17 protein-coding genes and 1 rRNA gene are annotated in these 18,264 nt (G+C 70.1%); 11 read left to right on the top strand and 7 right to left on the bottom strand.

Annotated features, from left to right (window positions below; genetic code table 11):
• Nucleotides 1-77 (top strand): 5S ribosomal RNA (gene rrf, locus FXF65_RS39520); the annotation flags it as partial.
• Nucleotides 78-201: 124 nt separating this feature from the next.
• Here the strand turns inward: rrf and FXF65_RS39515 are convergent.
• Nucleotides 202-930, bottom strand: a complete 729-nt coding sequence (locus FXF65_RS39515; protein ID WP_148355585.1) for an SDR family NAD(P)-dependent oxidoreductase — start codon at nt 928-930, stop codon at nt 202-204.
• A 90-nt stretch (nt 931-1,020) separates the two neighbouring features.
• Here FXF65_RS39515 and FXF65_RS39510 point away from each other — a divergent pair, with 90 nt between their 5' ends.
• Nucleotides 1,021-1,659, top strand: a complete 639-nt coding sequence (locus tag FXF65_RS39510) for a TetR/AcrR family transcriptional regulator (protein WP_148355584.1) — start codon at nt 1,021-1,023, stop codon at nt 1,657-1,659.
• 18 nt (nt 1,660-1,677) lie between these two features.
• On the opposite strand, the gene FXF65_RS39505 is transcribed toward FXF65_RS39510, so the two are convergent.
• From FXF65_RS39505 to FXF65_RS39490, 4 genes are all read right to left on the bottom strand, one after another.
• Complete coding sequence (locus tag FXF65_RS39505) at nt 1,678-2,172, bottom strand: 2-thiouracil desulfurase family protein (protein ID WP_148355583.1); 495 nt, start codon at nt 2,170-2,172, stop codon at nt 1,678-1,680.
• Nucleotides 2,173-2,257: 85 nt separating this feature from the next.
• Nucleotides 2,258-3,070 (bottom strand): SDR family NAD(P)-dependent oxidoreductase, encoded by an 813-nt coding sequence (locus FXF65_RS39500; protein WP_148355582.1) that lies wholly within the window; start codon nt 3,068-3,070, stop codon nt 2,258-2,260.
• Nucleotides 3,067-4,077, bottom strand: a complete 1,011-nt coding sequence (locus FXF65_RS39495; RefSeq protein WP_148355581.1) for an AurF N-oxygenase family protein — start codon at nt 4,075-4,077, stop codon at nt 3,067-3,069. The genes FXF65_RS39500 and FXF65_RS39495 overlap by 4 nt, the downstream gene beginning before the upstream one ends.
• A 44-nt stretch (nt 4,078-4,121) precedes the next feature.
• Entirely contained in the window at nt 4,122-4,796 is a 675-nt protein-coding gene (locus tag FXF65_RS39490; protein ID WP_246199400.1) for a TetR/AcrR family transcriptional regulator, read from the bottom strand.
• A 203-nt stretch (nt 4,797-4,999) separates the two neighbouring features.
• On the opposite strand from FXF65_RS39490, the gene FXF65_RS39485 reads away from it, so the two are divergent.
• The 3 genes from FXF65_RS39485 (at nt 5,000) to FXF65_RS39475 (ending at nt 9,620) form a co-directional block, all read left to right on the top strand.
• On the top strand, nt 5,000-5,788 hold the full coding sequence (locus tag FXF65_RS39485) for an ABC transporter ATP-binding protein (protein WP_148355580.1): 789 nt from the start codon (nt 5,000-5,002) through the stop codon (nt 5,786-5,788).
• Nucleotides 5,785-8,295, top strand: coding sequence for an ABC transporter permease (locus FXF65_RS39480; RefSeq protein ID WP_148355579.1), 2,511 nt, complete (start codon nt 5,785-5,787; stop codon nt 8,293-8,295). The genes FXF65_RS39485 and FXF65_RS39480 overlap by 4 nt, the downstream gene beginning before the upstream one ends.
• A gap of 113 nt (nt 8,296-8,408) precedes the next feature.
• Nucleotides 8,409-9,620, top strand: coding sequence for a pyridoxal phosphate-dependent aminotransferase (locus FXF65_RS39475; RefSeq protein ID WP_148355578.1), 1,212 nt, complete (start codon nt 8,409-8,411; stop codon nt 9,618-9,620).
• 10 nt (nt 9,621-9,630) lie between these two features.
• On the opposite strand, the gene FXF65_RS39470 is transcribed toward FXF65_RS39475, so the two are convergent.
• Nucleotides 9,631-11,691 carry an ATP-dependent DNA helicase gene (locus FXF65_RS39470; protein WP_187412774.1) on the bottom strand — a complete coding sequence of 687 codons (2,061 nt, stop codon included), beginning with the start codon at nt 11,689-11,691 and terminating at the stop codon, nt 9,631-9,633.
• Nucleotides 11,692-11,856: 165 nt separating this feature from the next.
• Between FXF65_RS39470 and FXF65_RS39465 the strand changes: the two genes are divergently transcribed.
• The 3 genes from FXF65_RS39465 (at nt 11,857) to FXF65_RS39455 (ending at nt 14,312) form a co-directional block, all read left to right on the top strand.
• The gene (locus FXF65_RS39465) at nt 11,857-12,795 is read left to right on the top strand and encodes a DUF4192 domain-containing protein (protein ID WP_148355577.1); all 939 of its coding nucleotides are present in this window, start codon (nt 11,857-11,859) and stop codon (nt 12,793-12,795) included.
• A 249-nt stretch (nt 12,796-13,044) separates the two neighbouring features.
• Entirely contained in the window at nt 13,045-13,416 is a 372-nt protein-coding gene (locus FXF65_RS39460; protein ID WP_148355575.1) for a VOC family protein, read from the top strand.
• A gap of 221 nt (nt 13,417-13,637) precedes the next feature.
• A complete protein-coding gene (locus FXF65_RS39455) occupies nt 13,638-14,312 on the top strand; it encodes an O-methyltransferase (RefSeq protein WP_148355573.1) in 675 nt (224 codons plus the stop codon).
• Nucleotides 14,313-14,429: 117 nt separating this feature from the next.
• Here FXF65_RS39455 and FXF65_RS39450 read toward each other — a convergent pair whose 3' ends face one another.
• Entirely contained in the window at nt 14,430-14,801 is a 372-nt protein-coding gene (locus FXF65_RS39450; protein ID WP_148355571.1) for a hypothetical protein, read from the bottom strand.
• A gap of 172 nt (nt 14,802-14,973) precedes the next feature.
• Between FXF65_RS39450 and FXF65_RS39445 the strand changes: the two genes are divergently transcribed.
• From FXF65_RS39445 to FXF65_RS39435, 3 genes are all read left to right on the top strand, one after another.
• Nucleotides 14,974-15,786 carry a polysaccharide deacetylase family protein gene (locus tag FXF65_RS39445; protein WP_148355569.1) on the top strand — a complete coding sequence of 271 codons (813 nt, stop codon included), beginning with the start codon at nt 14,974-14,976 and terminating at the stop codon, nt 15,784-15,786.
• Entirely contained in the window at nt 15,786-16,340 is a 555-nt protein-coding gene (locus tag FXF65_RS39440; protein ID WP_246199399.1) for a DUF1707 and DUF4870 domain-containing protein, read from the top strand. Before FXF65_RS39445 ends, FXF65_RS39440 begins: the two co-directional genes overlap by 1 nt.
• 517 nt (nt 16,341-16,857) lie before the next feature.
• Nucleotides 16,858-18,225 carry an FAD-binding oxidoreductase gene (locus FXF65_RS39435; protein ID WP_148355567.1) on the top strand — a complete coding sequence of 456 codons (1,368 nt, stop codon included), beginning with the start codon at nt 16,858-16,860 and terminating at the stop codon, nt 18,223-18,225.
• Nucleotides 18,226-18,264: the final 39 nt, after the last annotated feature.

The following is an 18,264-nucleotide window of genomic DNA, read 5'->3' as shown; positions in this document are numbered from 1 at the left end:
CGAACCCGGAAGTTAAGCCCTTCAGCGCCGATGGTACTGCATGGGAGACTGTGTGGGAGAGTAGGACACCGCCGGACATTTATTGCAGGAAGGCCCCGCCGACACCGGCGGGGCCTTCCTCATTTCTAGAGTTGTATTGCTCGTGGACGCTGGATGGAGACGGCCCGCCATCCTCGACCGCTGGAACACCGCAGCCGCAGTTCAGCCGTTCTGTGTGAATGCGTTGAAGACAGCCTCTGGAGCTTCTCGTTTTGCGTAGAGGGTCCAGGCGGCGTCGGCGAGGGTGTCCGGGTTGAGTGTTCCGACGGCCATTCCGTCCAGGCGGTCGAGTTGTGAGGCGACCATGCGGTGGATGTCGCCGCGTTCGATCAGACCGCCGATGGTCAGTGTCCCCGCGTAGACGCCCTGGTCGGCGAGGGCCGCGTTGAGGGTCAGTGCATAGTTCCGCAGTGCGGCGGATGAAAGTGCCAGGTTCCCGATCGTCGGCATCGGTACGACTGAGCTCAGCCCGCCGGCGAACAGCAGCCCACCGTTGCCTCGCTCCACCATCTCGGGCAGGACCGCGCCGACCGTATCGATCGCTGGATACACCCAACTCATCGCGTCCTTGGCGGCGGCGACGTCGGTGGAAGTGATGGGTGCCGGGCGTGCGGCTGGGTCCGCGGCGCCGGGGCCGTAGTAGACGACATCGATGCCACCGTGGCTTTCGGCGATCGTGCTCAGTGCGGTGAGCAGGGCGTCTCGGTCGCGGACGTCGGCTGGATGGGACGTCGCCTCGATGCCCGCGTCCGCCAGCGCGGAGACGTAGCCGGGGTGACGGTCGCCGTTCCGCGATATGAGGGCGATCCGGTGACCCTCACGGCCGAATCGGTGTGCGATCGACATGCCGAGACCAGGCCCGACACCGATGACGACGGTCGTTGAGGACATAACGCGAGACCTCCAGAGGCAAGTCAACTTGAGGGGGGCCTCAAGTTAGCACAAATCTTGAGGATGCCCTCAAGTTCGTAGGATGGTGGAATGTCCGAGACGACGAGACCCCGCAGGGCCGATGCCGCGCGCAACCGGGAGAAGCTCCTCATCGCGGCGTCCGCCGTCTTCGGGGAGCGTGGGCTCGACGCGCCGTTGGAGGAGGTCGCGCGCCGTGCCGGAGTCAGCATCGGCACGCTCTACAACCATTTCCCGGCCCGCGAGGACTTCTTCGACGCGATCTTCCCTGAGCGGCTCGCCAGACTGGACCGGATCGCTGAGGCCGCGCTCTCCGATCCCGACCCGTGGAACGGATTCGTCGCCTTCATCGAGGGTCTCTTCGCCTTGCAGGCCGAGGACCGCGGGCTCAACGACGCGCTGGTCCGGCGCTTCCCGCTCGCGGCCGAGGTGACCGCGGCGTGCCATCGCGGCTTCGTGAACCTGGTCGAGATCATGGCGCGGGCCAAGGCGTCCGGGCAGCTCCGCGACGACTTCGAGGCGTCCGACGTCGCGACGCTGATGTGGGCGATGTCGCAGGTCATCCGCGAGTCGATCGACGTCGCGCCGGACGCCTGGCGGCGCTGCCTCGCGTTCTACCTCGACGGCCTGCGCGCGTCCGCCGCCCACCCGATCGACGTCCGCCCGCTGACCGAGGAACAGATCGGTCGCAGGCACGACGGACCCCGATGACCTCCGAGGTCCGGCTGCTTAACTGGATTCCAATGTCTCCAGCAGGGACGCTACGGCGTTCAGGTCGTCCTCGCTGAAGACGCGGATGCCCTCGCGTTCGAGCAGTGCCGTCGTCACGCCTTCGCCCGGGATCGACGCGCCGGTGAAGGTGCCGTCGTAGACGCGGTGGCTGCCGCAGGACGGGCTGCCCTCCTTGAGCAGGGCGATGCGCGTGCCGGTCCGCCGGGCCGCGTCGAGCGCCTGGCGGGCGCCGTGCAGGAACTCGGCGGTCACGTCGTCGCCGCGGTCGGTGCGGACGCGGGCCGTCCCGTCCAGGACGGCGTGCCCGTCGCCGCCGACGATCTCCGCCGGTGGGCGCGGCACGGCCAGGCCGCCCGACACCTCGGGGCAGAACGGGACGAGCCGCCCCTCGGCCCGCCACCGTTCGAAGAGCCCTCCGCCGACCGGCTTCGCCGCGCCGTCGTAGCGGACGGGCCGTCCGACCAGGCAGGAGCTCACCAGAATGCGTTCCACAACCGCCAGCCTATGCAGGTCAGGCGAATGTCCGCCTCGACCCGGGTCGGGCTGTCCGAAGACCGCGTAGCTCAAACAGAGTTGGTCACTTGCGGACGCGGTTCACCGCTAGCTGCGCGACGCGGACGGCTCCGCCCGGGCTGAGCCGGACGCCGCGCCATGCCAGCCGTCCGTGCGCGGGCGCGACGATGAGCGCCTGGTTGCGGGCGACGCCGCGCATGATGTCGCGGGCCAGTTTCTCCGCCGTGTAGAGGCGCGGGGACGCCTTCGCGATGTCGCCGGTCGCGTCGCCGCTCATCGGCGTCTCGGGCAGGTCCGGGTTGACGTTGTGCAGCAGCGGGGTGTCGACGAAGCTCGGGCAGACGACGCTGACCTTCACGCCGCGTCCGGCCGCCTCGGCGCGCAGTCCGAGGGACAGGCCGACGACGGCGTGCTTGGTCGCCGTGTACGGGATCCCGATCGGCATCGGGACGAGCCCGGCCAGCGACGCGGTGTTGACGATGTGTCCGTGTCCCTGCTCCAGCATGATCGGGTAGGCGGCGTGGACGCCGTGCACGACACCCTTGAGGTTGATGTCGATCGCGCGGTTCCAGTGGTCGAGCGTGAGTTCCTCGGCGAGGCCGCCGATGGCGATCCCGGCGTTGTTGAAGACCAGGTCGAGGCGTCCGTGGTCGTCCTTGACGGACCGATAGACGTCGGCGACGGCGGCGGCGTCGGTGACGTCGAGGGCGGTGGCGGACGCCTTGCCCTTGCCGAGGCCGTTCAGCCGGTCCGCGACCTGGGCCGCGCCGTCAGCGTTGACGTCGGTGACCACGACGGTGTCGCCGCGCGCCACGAGGGACGTGGCGATCGCGCGGCCGATGCCGGACGCGCCTCCGGTGATGATCGCGACGCTCATCGCGCGCTCCGCTCGGGTGAGGTCGCGATGGCGCGGCGCTGTTTCGGCTCGTCCCAGATGCCGAACGCCCGCCACACCTGCCTGCCGACCGGGCCGACGACGCCGAGCTCGGCCATCAGGTCGCGGATCTTGCCGACCGAGTTGGAGATCTCGGCCTGCGACGCCTCGCTCCGGTACGCCCGGCGGACGACGTCCTTCGGGATGCCGAAGTGCCGCACCATCGGGCCGGGCGGGGCCAGCATGATCCGGGCCATCACGCCGAGCACGACGGGCGTCGCGACGCCGAGGACGCGGCGGCGCAGCGGGTGCATCTTCGGCACGCGGTGCTTGAGGTAGTGCCGGGCGAACGAGATGTGCCGGGCCTCCTCCGCGATGTGGATCTTCATGATGGTCTCTTCGAGCGGGTGCTTGATGTGCCCGCCCTTCAGGGACTTGCGCTGGACGTAGTCGATCGGGTCCTCGCCGCCGAGCACGAACACGAAGAACATCTCGGTGCTGACCAGCGGGATCCAGGGCGCGACCTGCGCGATGAGGCTGAGCGAGCGCGGCATTCCACGGATCGGCATCTTCGTCCGGTTCACGAACTCCTGGAACATCATCCCGTGGTGACATTCCTCGGTCGTCTCGTGGTAGACGTACCGGAATTCCGGGCGCCCGTTCGGCAGCCGGTAGGCGTAGTTGAGCAGCCCGCGTTTCAGCAGGTTCTCGAACTGGAGCCCGATCTTCATGGCGGTGGCGACGCGCCACAGCCCGATCTGCGCCTGGACCTCCGGCGGCTGCGACCGGTACCACTCGGTCTCGCCGAGCCGGTCGAACGGCGGCAGCACCCAGCGCGGGTCGTTCTTGTCGACGGTGAACTCGGGGTCGTCCCACGGGATGTCGGCGTACGCCTCCCAGTGCTTGTCGACCGACGCCTTGTTCAGGCGGTCGATGACGCCCAGGTAGGACTTCCTGTCCTTGATCTGCTCGCGGACCTCTTCGGCGAGTTCGGTGGGGGCTTCGGGCATTTCGGTGCGCTCCCTAGGGGCGGTCGGCCGGGGCCGACGGACGTTCAGGGGGTGGTGTCAGGGATGGCCGCGGGGACGCCGGGGCCCGGGACGATCAGCCGCGCCACGTCCTTGACCTGGCGCAGCACGGCGGCCTGGTGGCCGTCGGCGTCGTCGTCCAGCGCGTTCTGGATGGACAGCCCGACGAACATCGCGAACACGCCGCGCAGCATCGTCGGGACGAAGTCGGCGGGCAGCGTGTTCGCCGGGAACAGCCGCTCGAAGGTCTCCAGGATGACCTGGAGGATCCGCTCGTTCAGGTCGCGGCACAGCGGCCGCAGTTCGTCGTCGGTGCGGGCCGCGACCGCGAGCTCCATGAGGGCCTTCGCGGGATGTCCGCGGAACACCTCCCAGAGCAGGTCGAGCGCGCCGGAGACGTCGCGCCGCTCGGCAGGCAGCACCGCGAACGCGGTCTCGTACGCGAGCCGCTGCGCTTCGAGGAGGTGCTCCAGCGCCGCCGCGACCAGCACCATCTTGGTCGGGTAGTGGTGCTGCTGCGCGCCGCGCGACACCCCGGCGCGCCGCGCGACCTCCGTGGTGGACGTCCCGGACCAGCCGAGGTCGACGAGGCACTCCATGGTCGCCTCCAGGAGCCGCGCCTGCGTCTGCGACCGGCGTTCCTCCTGGGTGCGGCGGCGCGGCGGACGGTGCCGGTGCCGCCGGCGACTGCTCACTGCCATGCCCCAGACGGTACGAGCCGACATACAAGCAAGCAAGCCTGCATGTATGTTGCCCGCGTCACAATTGGACGTCGAGTCTTATTGATCGCCGGGCGTACCGCGCGGGACGTAGCCGGGGCGTCCGCCCTGCGTCCGGGGGAGCAGGCGCGGTGCATCTCCTGACCCGACGACGGGCGGCATGCCGCGCCGCCACGATCCCGGGCATGGGAAACGCAGCAGAGGCAAGGCGATCCATCAACGACGACACGGGCCCGGCGCGGCGCGGCGGCGGCGCCCGGACGGAAGGGCTCACCAAGGTCTACGGCTCCGGCGACATGGCGGTGCGGGCGCTCGCCGACGTCAGCGTGGAGCTCCCGGCGGGCCGGTTCACCGCGATCATGGGGCCGTCCGGCGCCGGGAAGTCCACGCTGATGCACTGCGTGGCGGGGCTTGAGGACGCGACGTCCGGCAAGGTCTACGTCGGCGACCAGGAGCTCGGCGCGCTGTCGGACCGCGGGCTGACCAAGCTCAGGCGCGAGCGGATCGGGTTCGTGTTCCAGGCGTTCAACCTGCTCCCGACGCTGACCGCGCGCGACAACATCCTCCTGCCGATGACGCTGGCGGGCACGACGCCCGACCAGGAATGGCTGGCGACGGTGGTGCGCGTGCTGCGGCTGGGGGACCGGCTGTCGCATCGTCCGTCCGAGATGTCGGGCGGGCAGCAGCAGCGGGTCGCGCTCGCACGCGCGCTGGTCACCCGTCCGCAGATCGTGTTCGCGGACGAGCCGACCGGCAACCTCGACTCCCGCACCGGCGGCGAGGTGCTGAACCTGCTCCGCAACGCGGTCGACGACCTGGGCCAGACCGTCGCGATGGTCACCCACGACCCGGTCGCGGCAGGGCACGCCGACGCGGTGGTGTTCCTCGCGGACGGACGGATCGTCGACGTCATGGAGGTGCCCACACCCGACCGGGTGCTGGACAGGATGCGCGGTCTGGGGGACGTCCGATGACCGGGCTCGTTTTCAAGGAACTGTGGGGACGCAAGCGCCGCATGGTCGGCTCCCTGGTGGCGGTCTTCCTCGGCGTCGCCTTCCTGACCGGAACGCTCGTGCTCGGCGACACCCTCGCGGGGAGCATCGACGGGTACTACTCCAAGGCGTTCGGCAAGACGGACGTGACCGTACGCAACGCGGTGAGCGTCAGCGACGAGCCGTGGGGGTCGCGTGGGCAGATCGACGCGTCCGTCCTGGACAAGGTCCGCCGAGTGGATGGAGTCGCCAACACCGAACCGGTCATCCGGGGTTCCGGACAGCTCCTCGCCAAGGACGGCACCGTCATCGCGTCGCGCGGCCCGCGCACCGCCGGGAACTGGATGACCGACCCCAAGCTCAACCCGTACCGGCTGGCCGAGGGACGCGCGCCCCGCGCGCCGAACGAGGTCGTCATCAACAAGATGTTCGCGGACGAGGGCAAGCTCAAGGTCGGCGACCGGACGGCTGTGCTCACCCCGGAGAGGGTCCCGGTGACCGTCGTCGGGATCAGCAAGTTCGGCGACGAGGGCGCCTTCGGGGAGACGTCGTTCACCGCGTTCACCCTGGACGACGCCCGCCGCTACGTCGCGAAGTCGCCCGGCCGGATCAGCGAGGTCTCGCTCCGCGCCGCGGACGGCGTGAGCCAGGACGAACTGGCCTCGCGCGTCCGTCCCGTCCTGCCCGGCGGGACCGAGGCGATCACGAACAAGGCGCAGGTGGACGAGGGCATGTCCAAGGTCGAGTCCGGCTTCCTGCAGATCTTCCGGACCGTGCTCGGCGCGTTCGGCGGGGTGGCGCTGCTCGTCGCCGCGTTCAGCATCCACAACACGTTCGCGATCACGATCGCGCAGCGCACCCGCGAGTCGGCGCTGCTGCGCGCGCTCGGCGCCGGCCGCCGCCAGGTCCTGACGATCGTCGGGTTCGAGGCCCTCGTCATCGGCGCCGCCGCGACGCTCGCCGGGCTCGCCGGCGGGATCGGGTTCGCGCTGTTCCTGCGCTGGCTGTTCGGCGCGTTCCGGATCGGGATCGCGATGGAGGGGCTGAGCGTGTCCGCCACCTCCCTCATGATCGCCGTGCCGGTGGGGCTGGTGGTGACGCTGGTGGCGGCGCTCGGGCCCGCGCTCCGGGCGTCCCGGGTCGCGCCGCTCGCGGCGCTGCGGGAGACGACGGCGGAGTCGTCCCGGCCGACCGACACGCGGGTCATCGTCGGCGGCGTGCTGGCCGCCGTCGCCGCCGGGACGGTCGTGTTCGGCGCGGTCGCCGAGCAGATGGCGATGGCGGGCGCGGGCGCGATCCTGTGCGTGGTCGCGGCGGTCGTGCTCGGGCCGGTCGCCGCGCGTCCGGCTGCCGCGCTCATCGGCGCGCCCGCGGCCCGGACGCGCGGCGTCGCCGGGAGGCTGGCCAGGGACAACGCGTCCCGCAGCCCGAAGCGCACGGCGGGCGCCGCGACCGCGCTGATGATCGGCGTCGGCGTCGTGACGCTGCTGACGGTGTTCATCGGATCGCTCGGCGCGTCTCTGGAGGACAGCGTCGCCGGGTCGTTCAAGGGCCCGCTCGTCGTCAACTCCGGCAACAACGAGACCGGCGGGTTCAGCACCGGTCTGGCGCGGGACGCGGCGCGGCTGCCGCAGGTCGAACGGGTCGCGGGCGTCGGCGGCGGCGCCATGCGGGTGGACGGCGACGCCTCCACCGTGAGCGTGGCCGACCCGTCCGCGCTGGGGCGCGTCCTCGACCTGGACGTCCGGCGGGGCGCGCTGTCGGACGCGGGCACGTTCGCCGTCGCGAAGGGCGTCGCCGACGACAAGGGCTGGCGCGTCGGCTCGACGGTGCCCGTCACGTTCGCGGACGGCGCGTCGCAGCGGCTCACCGTGGGCGCGATCTACGAGAACACCGACCTGACCGGCGACTACGTCGTCCCGCGGACGGTGTTCGACGCGCACACCGGGCAGCCGCTCGACACGCACGTGTTCGTCGATCTGACGCCGGGCGCGTCGGTCGCGGAGGCGCGGGCGGCGCTGACCGCGCTCGCCAAACCCTACGGCGGTCCGGACGTGCAGACGCGCGACGGGTTCGTGTCGTCCCTGACCGAGGAGCAGCGGGGTTTCATCGCCGTCGTGTACGGGATGCTCGTCCTCGCCATCGTGATCGCCCTGCTCGGCATCGCGAACACGCTGTCGCTCGCCGTCCACGAGCGGACGCGGGAACTCGGCCTGCTGCGCGCGGTCGGCGCGACACGTCCGCAGATCCGGTCCATGATCCGCTGGGAATCGGTGACCGTCGCGCTGTTCGGCACGGCGGGCGGGATCGCGCTCGGGCTCTTCCTCGGCTGGGGGCTCGGCGCCGCCCTCGGCAACCCGTTCGCGCCGCCGGTCGTGACGTTGGCCGTGGTCGGGGTGGTCGGCGCGGTGGCGGGGGCGCTCGCCGCGGTCCGCCCGGCGCGGCGCGCGGCCCGGCTGGCGATCCTGTCGGCGATCTCCGCGCCGTGATCCGCCGTCCCCCCCCCGGCCGTTTCGCCGGCAGCGTCGGCGGCAGCGTCGGCGGCCGTGCTGGCGGCCGGGGGGACGGGGCGTCGCGGACCGGCGCTGGCTATGGTGAGTCCATGCAGGTCAACCAGTCGGGCAAGCTGACCAACGTCTGTTACGACATCCGGGGGCCGGTGCTCAAGCGGGCCAAGCAGCTGGAGGCGCAGGGGAACAACATCCTCAAGCTGCACATCGGCAACCCGGCCCCGTTCGGCTTCGAGGCGCCGCCGGAGCTGCTCCAGGACATGATCCGCAACCTGCCGGAGGCGCACGGCTACAGCGACTCCAAGGGCATCCTGCCCGCCCGCCGCGCCATCGTGCAGCGGCTGGAGGACGACGGCGTCACCGGCGTCGACGTCGAGGACGTCTACCTCGGCAACGGCGTCTCCGAGCTGATCGTGATGACCCTGCAGGCGCTGCTCAACGACGGTGACGAGGTGCTGATCCCCACCCCGGACTACCCGCTGTGGACGGCGTCGGTGTCGCTGTGCGGCGGGCTGCCCGTCCACTACCTGTGCGACGAGGCCGCCGACTGGGCGCCCGACCTGGACGACATCGAGTCCAAGATCACCGGCCGGACGCGGGCGCTGGTGCTGATCAACCCGAACAACCCGACCGGCGCCGTCTACCCGCGTCCGGTGCTGGCCGGGCTCGTCGAGCTGGCCCGCCGGCACAACCTGATCGTCTTCGCGGACGAGATCTACGACCGGATCCTGTACGACGACGCCGAGCACGTGCCGATCGCTTCGCTGGCCCCCGACCTGCTGTGCCTCACGTTCGGGGGGCTGTCGAAGAACTACCGCGTGGCGGGGTTCCGGGCGGGCTGGGTGGCGCTGTCCGGGCCGAAGGAGCACGCCGAGTCGTACATAGAGGGCCTGGACATACTCGCCAATATGCGGCTTTGTCCGAACGTCCCCGGGCAGCACGCCATTCAGGCCGCGCTCGGCGGATACCAGAGCATCGACGACCTGGTGCTGCCGACCGGACGGCTGGGCGAGCAACGCGACCGTGCGTGGAAACTGCTGAACGACCTGCCGGGCGTGAGTTGCGTACGGCCCATGGGCGCGCTCTACGTCTTCCCACGGCTCGACCCCGAGATGTACCCCATCGAGGACGACATGCGGTTCGCACTCGACCTGCTCGAACAGCAGAAGCTGCTCATCGTGCAGGGGACGGGGTTCAACTGGCCGTCCACGGACCATTTCCGCATCGTCACCCTGCAATACGCGGACGACCTGGAGGACGCCATAGGCCGCATCGGCGAGTTCCTCAGTACCTATCGCCGGTGATCGAGGCGGTCTAGTCCGGGTTGGACGCGGCGGCGTCGAGGCGGCGGAGCGCTCCGCGGACGACGTCCGGGTCGGTCGTGGCCCAGAACGGGGGCAGTGAGTTCTTCAGGAAGCCCCCGTAGCGCGCCGTGGCGAGCCGCGGATCGAGGACGGCGACGACGCCGCGGTCTTCCATCGAGCGGAGCAGGCGTCCCGCGCCCTGGGCGAGGAGCAGCGCGGCGTGCGTCGCGGCGACGGCCATGAAGCCGTTGCCGCCGCGCGCCGCGACCGCCCGCGACCGCGCCGACGAGACGGGGTCGTCCGGGCGCGGGAACGGGATCCGGTCCATGATGACGAGTTGCAGCGACGGGCCGGGCACGTCCACGCCCTGCCAGAGCGAAAGGGTGCCGAACAGGCACGTCCTCTCGTCGTCGGCGAACTGCTTGACCAGGAGGGACGTGGAGTCGTCGCCCTGGCAGAGGAGCGGATGGGTCAGGTGGTCCTTCAGCTCGTCGGCCGCCCGGCGCGCCGCCCGCATCGAGGAGAACAGGCCGAGCGTGCGGCCGCCCGCCGCCTCGATCAGCTCGGTGATCTCGGTCAGGTAGGCGTCGGCGAGGCCGTCCCGTCCGGGTTGGGGGAGATGGCGCGCGACGTACAGGATGCCCGCCTTGGGATGGTCGAACGGGGAGCCGACGTCGAGCCCCGACCAGGCGATCTCCTCGGTCTTCTCCGTGGCGGTCTTTTCCGTGGCGGTCTGGGCGAGGCCCTCGGCGGCGGTCTTCGCGTCCCTTGGGCCGCTCTCGTTCAGCGGCGGCAGGCCCCATTGGCGCGCCAGCGGCTCGAACGAACCGCCCAGCGTGAGCGTCGCGGACGTGAGGATCGCGGTGCGCTGCTCGAACAGAGTCGTCCTGAGCAGGGCGCCGACGCCGATCGGCGCGACGTGCAGTGTGGGCGGACGTTTGGGACGACCGTCCGGGACGAACGGCTTCTCCAACCAGACCACGTCGAAGCGCTGCGCCATTTCCGGCTTGAAAGCGTCGAGCATCCTTACGGCGGTGTCGTGGAGGTCTTCCAGCGAGGACCGTGCCGCTTTGCGCGCGGCGGCGTCGCCTGGGTCGGCGTCCTTCTTCTCTGGGCCTAGCGAGGTGAGGCATGTGTGCGCGGCGTCGCGTATGGAGGCCAGAGTGTTTCCCAGAGCGGAGGACAGGACGTCCATACGCTCGGCGGGCATTTCCTCTAGAAGGAGGCCGAGCCCTTCCGCGGACTCCTTCAACCGGTCTGCGGTTGTCTCGTCTATGAGACGTCCGCACCGGCGCGCCGCGGTCTCGACCCCGGCGGCGCTCAGATCGCCGGTGGCGACGGACGTGACCCGGTCGACCAGCTCGTGCGCCTCGTCCACGATGACGACATCGTGCTCGGGCAGGACCTGGAATTCCTCCAGCGCGTCGATGGCGAGCAAGGCGTGGTTGGTGACGACGATGTGCGAATCACCTGCCTCCGCGCGTGCCAGCTCGGCGAAGCATTCCGTTCCGTGCGGGCATCGTTGCGCTCCCAGACATTCCTGCGCGGTGACCGCGACCTGACGCCATGCCTGTTCGCTGACCCCCGGGACCAGTTCGTCACGGTCGCCGGTCTTGGTCTCGTCCGCCCATTCGTTGAGGCGTTTCACCTGGCGTCCGAGCGTGGACAGTTGCTGCGGGTCGAACAGGCTCGGGCCCTCGTCCTCTTCCGGAACACCCGTCTGCACGCGGTGCAGGCAGAGGTAGTTGCGGCGGCCCTTGAGGATCGCGAACTTCAGCTCCGTGCCGAGGAGCGGGCCGAGCGCCTCCGCCAGGCGCGGCAGGTCGCGGTCGACGAGCTGCCGCTGCAACGCGATCGTCGCCGTCGACACGACCACCGTCGTCTGCTTCTCCACCGCGTACCGGACCGCCGGGACGAGGTAGGCCAGCGACTTGCCCGTCCCCGTTCCGGCCTGCGCGGCGACGTGCTCACCGGAGTCGATGGCCTTCTCCACCGCCTTGGCCATCTCCATCTGGCCTGGTCTCTCGGCGCCCCCGATGGACGCGACGGCGGCGGCGAGCAGGGTCGCCATGTCGGGAATCCGGGTATCGCTGCCGGTCAGCAGATCAGGGGCGGGCACGTCGGCCAACGCTACCGTCCGGGGCGGACAGCCGCGTCCGCTACCCGGCGGCCCGAAGTTATCCACAGTTCGCGGAGGGGGTTCGCCCGGCGACGACCGGCTGCGAGTGTCGACGGCATGACATCACTGGTGATCCGCACCCTGCTCGACGCCATCGCGGCCGTGCCGTACCTGCTCGGGTTCCACCCGTCGCGCAGCCTGGTCGTGATCGGCTTCGACGGCTCCATGCCCGGCTCCTGCGCGGCCCGTCTCGACTTACCGGCGTGCGAGGCCGCCGAGCGGACGGCCGCCGTCCTCGCGGGTCACGGCTTCCGCCGCGCTCTGCTGCTCGGCTACGGCCCGGCGGACGAGGTCGGGGAGTCCGCCGCCGCCATGCACGCCGCGCTCGGCTCGGCGGGCGTGACCGTCGCCGAGGCCGCCCGTGTCGCGGACGGCCGCTACTGGCCGCTCACTCCCGACTGTCCGGAGGAGGGCGTCCCGTACGACGTCTCCGCGAGCACCATCGCTGCCGAGGCGACCTTCGCGGGACGTGTCGTCCTCGCTGACCGGGACGAGCTCGTCCGCTCCGTCCAGCCGCTCGACGGCCCCGCCCGCGCCGCCATGCGCCGCGCCACTCAGCGCGCCGAACTCTCCGAGCCCGGCGATGACCCGGTGGCCCTCCTCGACCGCGTCCTGGCCCGCGCGCACGTCGGCGTCCTCGCGACCGACGAGGAGGTGGCGCGGCTCGGCGTCCACCTCGCCGACCTGCGCGTCCGCGACGAGGCGTGGCTGCGTCTCGACGAGGACGACCCCGCCGCCGACATCGTCTTCTGGCGGGACGTCCTGCGCCGCGTCGAGGAGCGCTACGCCCCGGCCCCGGCGTCCCTGCTGGCCTACGCCGCCTACAGCGGGGGCGACGGCGGCCTGGCCAACGTCGCCCTCGAACGCGCCCTGAACGCCGACCCGTCCTACACGATGGCCGTCCTGCTCCACGAGGTCATGGATGCGGGCGTCCCCCCGTCCAAACTCAACAAATGCAGAACCCGCGACCGACAACACCACCAAGAAGCAAGCTGACAGCCCCACGCAGAACCCGCGACCGACCCCAAGAAGCAAGCTGATCGCCCCGCACAAATCCCCGCATTGCAAGAGACCCCGCAGGTGTTCGTGCGCCCCCGCCGCCGCAGCGGTCATTCGCGGCGGCCGGGTGGCTCAGCGGCGCCCCCCGGGCTTGCCGGTGGCCGCAGGAGTAAGGAGGGATCGGTCGAGCTCGTCAGGGGCCTGGCCTGCGTCTTGCCCCCGACCACATCCCCTAGGGTGCTGATCATGGCATGTCGCATTTCCGAGCTGGTGATCGATTGCCGGGATCCGCGGACGCTGGCGGCGTTCTGGTGCGAGGTCCTGGGGTTCAGCGTGCTCGACACGGAGGACGGCGCGATCGAGATCGGCCCGCCCGAAGGGTTCGGCGGCTTGCAGCCGACGTTGATCTTCAGCCCCAGCACCGACCCCAGAGCGGGCAAGCTTCCGCTGCACATCGACGTCAACCCCACCGACCGCGACCAGGACGCCGAACTCCAGCGCCTCCTGGCCATCGGCGCACGCCCGGCCGACGTCGGTCAAACCGGCCAAGAGAACTGGCATGTCCTGGCCGACCCCGAAGGCAACGAGTTCTGCCTCCTGCGAGCCCGCCTGACCTGACCCACGACCACTCCAGCACGCGCGCACCAGTCTCCGTCCGTGCGCCTGCCGTCCGCCGTCGCACCCGCGCTACTGCTTCATGGCAGGCCGTTCGGTTCGAGCACCGTGGCTTTGGGGTGGTGTCGGGGAGTGTGTACTTAGATCAATTGAGGTCGATGTGGTCAATTTTGGTCGCTTGGGGAAGTGGATCATGGTTGACTCCGGTAGCGGAGGTAGCAGCCATGTATGCATCTGACCAGGTATGGCGTGAGGTTGACGCCTACTTCACGGGGTCCCTCGTCGCCGAGGACGACGCGCTCAGCGAAGCCCGCGCGTCCGGCGTGGACACCACCATGCCCCAAGCGGAGGTGTCGCCCAACCAGGGCAAACTCCTTGCGATGCTCTGCCAGGTCGCCGGGGCGAGTCGTGTGCTGGAGTTCGGCACCCTCGCCGGGTACAGCACGGTCTGGATGGCGCGTGCCGTCGGGGACGGCGGTCATGTGACCACTCTGGAGCTGGAGGAGCAGAACGCGGCGGTCGCCCGGAAGAACCTCGAACGCGCGGGCGTCGCCGATCGCGTCGAGGTCCTGGTGGGTCCGGCGGCCGAGTCCGCGCAGCGGCTCATCGACGACGGCGTCGCGCCCTATGACTTCGTGTTCATCGACGCGGACAAGCCGAGCAACCCGGCCTACCTGCGGGCGTCGCTGGCGCTGACCCGTCCGGGCGCCGTGATCGTGATCGACAACGTCGTCCGCAACGGTGCGGTCACCGACCCGGACAGCTCCGACGAGCGGGTCCAGGGCGTGCGCGCGGTCGTGGCCGACATCGCGAGTGATCCGCGCCTGGACGCCACCACGCTCCAGACGGTGGGCGTCAAGGGGTGGGACGGCTTCACCCTCATCCGCCGGACCGGCTGACCGGCCCCACGGATCGCGTCGGGGAACTCTGACCGCCACAGCTGCGCCGACCGCGCCCGCTGCAGTTGTCGCCCCGAGCCATGCGATCGGTCCTCTGACTGGCCCTGGGGCGGGTGGTCAGGGGGCTACGGCCTGGCCGGGAAAGCCGGGGTCTATGCGGCGGTCCGGGTTGCGGGCGTTCCAGGCGCGCATACGCGGCGGGTAGCCGACGATCTGGACGTCGTAGACCGGCAGGCCGAGGTCGTGGGCGACCTTGCCGATGACCTTGGGGGAGCCGACGCGGCGACGCGTCCATTCGCCGTCGTGGGCGACGGCCACGGCGGTGGTGTCGGTGGCGAAGGTCTCCGGCTCGACGAAGAATTCGACGCCGCGCCGTGAGCGGGCGAATGCGATCAATGCCTCGATGTCGGCGTCGGTCGCCTCGCGGTCGAGCTTCGTCACCGTTGACCCGCGGTTCTTGCGGATCCCGAATCGATCCCGGAACCTCATTGCCTGCCCCGTTGTCCGAAGGGCTCCGGAGCCATTCCGAAGCCGGTTGCGATGTATGACAATAACGAGCTTTCGGCGTCCGGAGGTTCCCGACACAGCGCCGACATACCCGGCGGGGCGGGGCCCGCGTCCTAGACTGGCGAGTCAAGGGGGACCACCAGCGGGGGTGTTGATGGACGGGCCGGTCCTGGTCCGGCGGGCGGCCGCTGCCGTGCTCGCGGCCGCGATCTGCGGATGGCTGAGCACATTCGCCCCTGGTGCGGGACGTGTCGAACTCACCGCCGCGCACGGCCGCGGGGACGTCCACGAAGCGCCGAAACGTCCGCCGGCGCCGCCGAAGCCGCCGCCTCCCGATTGCGCGCGTGCGAAATGTGTGGCGCTGACGTTCGACGACGGTCCGAGCGAGAGCACCGCCGAATTGCTGGACATCCTCGCCGCCCGCAAGGTCAGGGCGACCTTCTTTCTGATCGGGGAGAACGTCGTGAAGCGCCCCGATCTGGTGCGGCGCGAGCGCGATGCCGGACATGAGATCGCCGACCACAGCTACACGCACGTCGACCTTGGGGCGGCGTCCAAGAAGAAGGCCCTTTCGGAGCTGACGAGGACGCAGGACGCGATCCGGCAGGCGTCCGGATACACGCCCGTGCTCCTCCGGCCGCCTTATGGGGCGACGTCCGAACGCCTGACGGAACTCACCCGCGAACTGGGTCTCGCGCAGGTGCTGTGGACGGTCGACCCGGTCGACTGGGAGCACCGCGACACCGGATACGTCGAGCGCCGGGTACTGAAGGAGGTGAGGCCAGGCGACATCGTCCTGATGCACGACATCCACCCGACCACCGTGAAGGCGGTCCCGGAAATCATCGACCGGCTGGCGGGCGAGGGGTATGCGTTCGTCACCGTGCCGGAGCTCTTCGGCGGGAGACTGACCCCGGGGGAGGAGTACGACCGGCGGAACTCAGGGGAGGGTCAGGGACTTCCCTGATGGCCCGCCGCGCGTTCGGCACCGACCATGAAGATATGGACAGCAGCTACGCGGTGGGGGATCTGAGGGTCTCGGACGCCGAACGGGAACCGGTCATCGAGCGCCTTCAGGAAGCGTACGCCGAGGGCCGCATCGACCACGACGAGTTCGACCTGCGCGTGCATCTGGCGATGACCGCCAAGACCCGCAACGACCTGGGCGCGGTGACCCGTGACCTGGTGCCCGTCCCTTCGGCGCCCGTCCACTGGGACGGGGAGGCGCCAACGGGAGAGGACCGCATGCTCGCCGCGGTGTCACACGCCGTCGCCATTCCGACGTTGTTCGTGGGGCCGCTGGTGTTGATGCTGGTGAGCGGAAAGCGGTCGGGTTACGTCCGGCGGCAGGCGGCCGAGGCCGTGAACTTCCACGTGACGCTGCTGCTCGTCACGATCGTCACCTTCGGCATCGGCGGCGCGCTGTATGCCGTCGCGTGGATCCTTTCCATCATCGCGGCCATCTTCGCCCTGAGCGGACAGACCTTCCGCTACCCCTGGATCCTCCGCCTGATCAAGTAGGACGGCCCCCGAGCGGCCCATCTCCAGAACTTTCCCGCGCGTCCACCCGCCGTGAAATCGCGCGGCGCGACCAACCGCACCTGCGCGGTATGTGCCTTTCTGTCCATCGCCGGGTGATTTTGCGCACCCGGAGCGGCCCGCTTCGCCAGGTGTCGATCGACGGCCCGGTCTGACGGCGGCCCGCGATCCGTGCCGGGCCACGCTGCGGCCCCGTGCCGTCGTGCGCGCGGAATGTCGGTGGGGTGTGGTTCGGTGTGTCGTGGCGGCGTTCCCGGCGCGGGTGGGGGAACTGCGAGGCCACGTGTCCAAGGGACGGGACGTGGGGTTTGTCGGGGTGGGGCTTTGGGGAAAGGTTGACGTGGCTGGGCTGTGGCGGTTGTGTCGCCTGCAGGAGATGAAAAGACGTCGATGGTGTGCGCGTGCGGGCTTATTCCCCTCCGTGCCTGTGACTCCCCTAACGTCCGGGTTGTGTGGACCGTGCATGGGATGATCGATTAACTGTGTTCGGGAGGGGTAGATGACGGAACTTGCGGTCAGGGGCGACCACCAGCGGGCGGTGGAGTCGCTCAGGAAGTCGTACGAGGCGATCCCCGAGGGGACGCCGATACGGCTCGCGAAGCGGACCTCGAACCTGTTCCGGTGGCGCGACCCCTCGGATGCGCCCGGACTGGACGTCTCCGGCTTCGACAAGGTGCTGAGCGTCGACCCCGAGGAGCGGACGGCGCAGGTCCAGGGCATGACGACCTACGAGGACCTCGTCGACGCGACGCTGCCGCACGGGCTGATGCCGACGGTCGTCCCGCAGCTCAAGACGATCACCCTGGGCGGCGCGGTGACGGGCCTCGGCATCGAGTCGACGTCGTTCCGCGACGGCCTGCCCCACGAAGGCGTCCTGGAATTGGAGGTCCTCACCGGGGACGGGCGCATCGTCACCGCGACGAGGGACAACGAGCACGCCGACCTGTTCTACGGCTTCCCGAACTCCTACGGGACGCTCGGCTACTCCCTCCGCCTGAAGATCGAGCTGCGGAAGGTGGGCCCGTACGTCCGGCTGCGCCACCTGCGCTTCGGCGACACGGCGGCACTGGCCAAGGCGATGGGCGAGATCACCGAGGCGGGGACGTTCGAGGGCGAGACCGTCGACTTCATGGACGGCACGTTCTTCAGCCCCGGCGAGCAGTACATCACCCTGGGCTTCTTCGCCGACTCGGCCCCGTACACGTCCGATTACAAGGGCCAGGGCATCTACTACAAGTCGATCCGCGAGCGGTCGGTCGACTTCCTGACGATCCGCGACTACATCTGGCGCTGGGACACCGACTGGTTCTGGTGTTCGCGCGCGTTCGGCGTGCAGAACCCGACGGTCCGGAGGCTCTGGCCCGACAAGTACAAGCGCTCCGACGTGTACCGCAAGCTCGTCGCCTACGACCGCCGGTACCACTTCGTCGCGCACGTGGAGCGGTGGCGGGGGCTCCGGCCCCGCGAGGACGTCATCCAGGACATCGAGGTCCCGGTCGAGCGCCTCCCCGGGTTCCTGGAGTTCTTCCACAAAGAGGTCGGCATGAGCCCGGTGTGGCTGTGCCCGCTGCAGGCGAAGGAGCGGTGGCCGCTGTACCCGCTCGAAGTGGGCCGCGCCTACGTGAACGTGGGTTTCTGGGGAACGGTCAGGCTTCCCCCGGGTCGCATCCCCGAACACCACAACCGGCTGATCGAACGCAAGGTCGCGGACCTTGAGGGTCACAAGTCCCTCTACTCGACCGCTTTTTACAGCAGGGACGAGTTCTGGCGTTACTACGACGGGGAGACCTACCGGCGGCTCAAGGGCGGTTACGATCCGGCCGGGCGACTGCTGGACCTCTACGACAAGTGCGTACGCGGACGCTGACCAGGCGCCCGCTTCGGGGGAGTGTCCCGGTCGGCCGCG

Source organism: Actinomadura syzygii, assembly GCF_008085905.1.
Classification (GTDB): Bacteria; Actinomycetota; Actinomycetes; order Streptosporangiales; family Streptosporangiaceae; genus Spirillospora; species Spirillospora syzygii.
Note: the sequence above shows the minus strand (reverse complement) of the source record. Positions and strands in the feature narration are given on the sequence as shown.

Coding starts and splice junctions, on each gene's coding strand:
- FXF65_RS39480 (WP_148355579.1), top strand. CDS start 5,785: ATGACCGGGCTCGTTTTCAAGGAACTGTGGGGACGCAAGCGCCGCATG.
- FXF65_RS39500 (WP_148355582.1), bottom strand. CDS start 3,070: ATGAGCGTCGCGATCATCACCGGAGGCGCGTCCGGCATCGGCCGCGCG.
- FXF65_RS39455 (WP_148355573.1), top strand. CDS start 13,638: ATGTATGCATCTGACCAGGTATGGCGTGAGGTTGACGCCTACTTCACG.
- FXF65_RS39490 (WP_246199400.1), bottom strand. CDS start 4,796: ATGGCAGTGAGCAGTCGCCGGCGGCACCGGCACCGTCCGCCGCGCCGC.
- FXF65_RS39440 (WP_246199399.1), top strand. CDS start 15,786: ATGGCCCGCCGCGCGTTCGGCACCGACCATGAAGATATGGACAGCAGC.
- FXF65_RS39495 (WP_148355581.1), bottom strand. CDS start 4,077: ATGCCCGAAGCCCCCACCGAACTCGCCGAAGAGGTCCGCGAGCAGATC.
- FXF65_RS39465 (WP_148355577.1), top strand. CDS start 11,857: ATGACATCACTGGTGATCCGCACCCTGCTCGACGCCATCGCGGCCGTG.
- FXF65_RS39450 (WP_148355571.1), bottom strand. CDS start 14,801: ATGAGGTTCCGGGATCGATTCGGGATCCGCAAGAACCGCGGGTCAACG.
- FXF65_RS39485 (WP_148355580.1), top strand. CDS start 5,000: ATGGGAAACGCAGCAGAGGCAAGGCGATCCATCAACGACGACACGGGC.
- FXF65_RS39475 (WP_148355578.1), top strand. CDS start 8,409: ATGCAGGTCAACCAGTCGGGCAAGCTGACCAACGTCTGTTACGACATC.
- FXF65_RS39460 (WP_148355575.1), top strand. CDS start 13,045: ATGGCATGTCGCATTTCCGAGCTGGTGATCGATTGCCGGGATCCGCGG.
- FXF65_RS39510 (WP_148355584.1), top strand. CDS start 1,021: ATGTCCGAGACGACGAGACCCCGCAGGGCCGATGCCGCGCGCAACCGG.
- FXF65_RS39435 (WP_148355567.1), top strand. CDS start 16,858: ATGACGGAACTTGCGGTCAGGGGCGACCACCAGCGGGCGGTGGAGTCG.
- FXF65_RS39470 (WP_187412774.1), bottom strand. CDS start 11,691: ATGGCGACCCTGCTCGCCGCCGCCGTCGCGTCCATCGGGGGCGCCGAG.
- FXF65_RS39515 (WP_148355585.1), bottom strand. CDS start 930: ATGTCCTCAACGACCGTCGTCATCGGTGTCGGGCCTGGTCTCGGCATG.
- FXF65_RS39445 (WP_148355569.1), top strand. CDS start 14,974: ATGGACGGGCCGGTCCTGGTCCGGCGGGCGGCCGCTGCCGTGCTCGCG.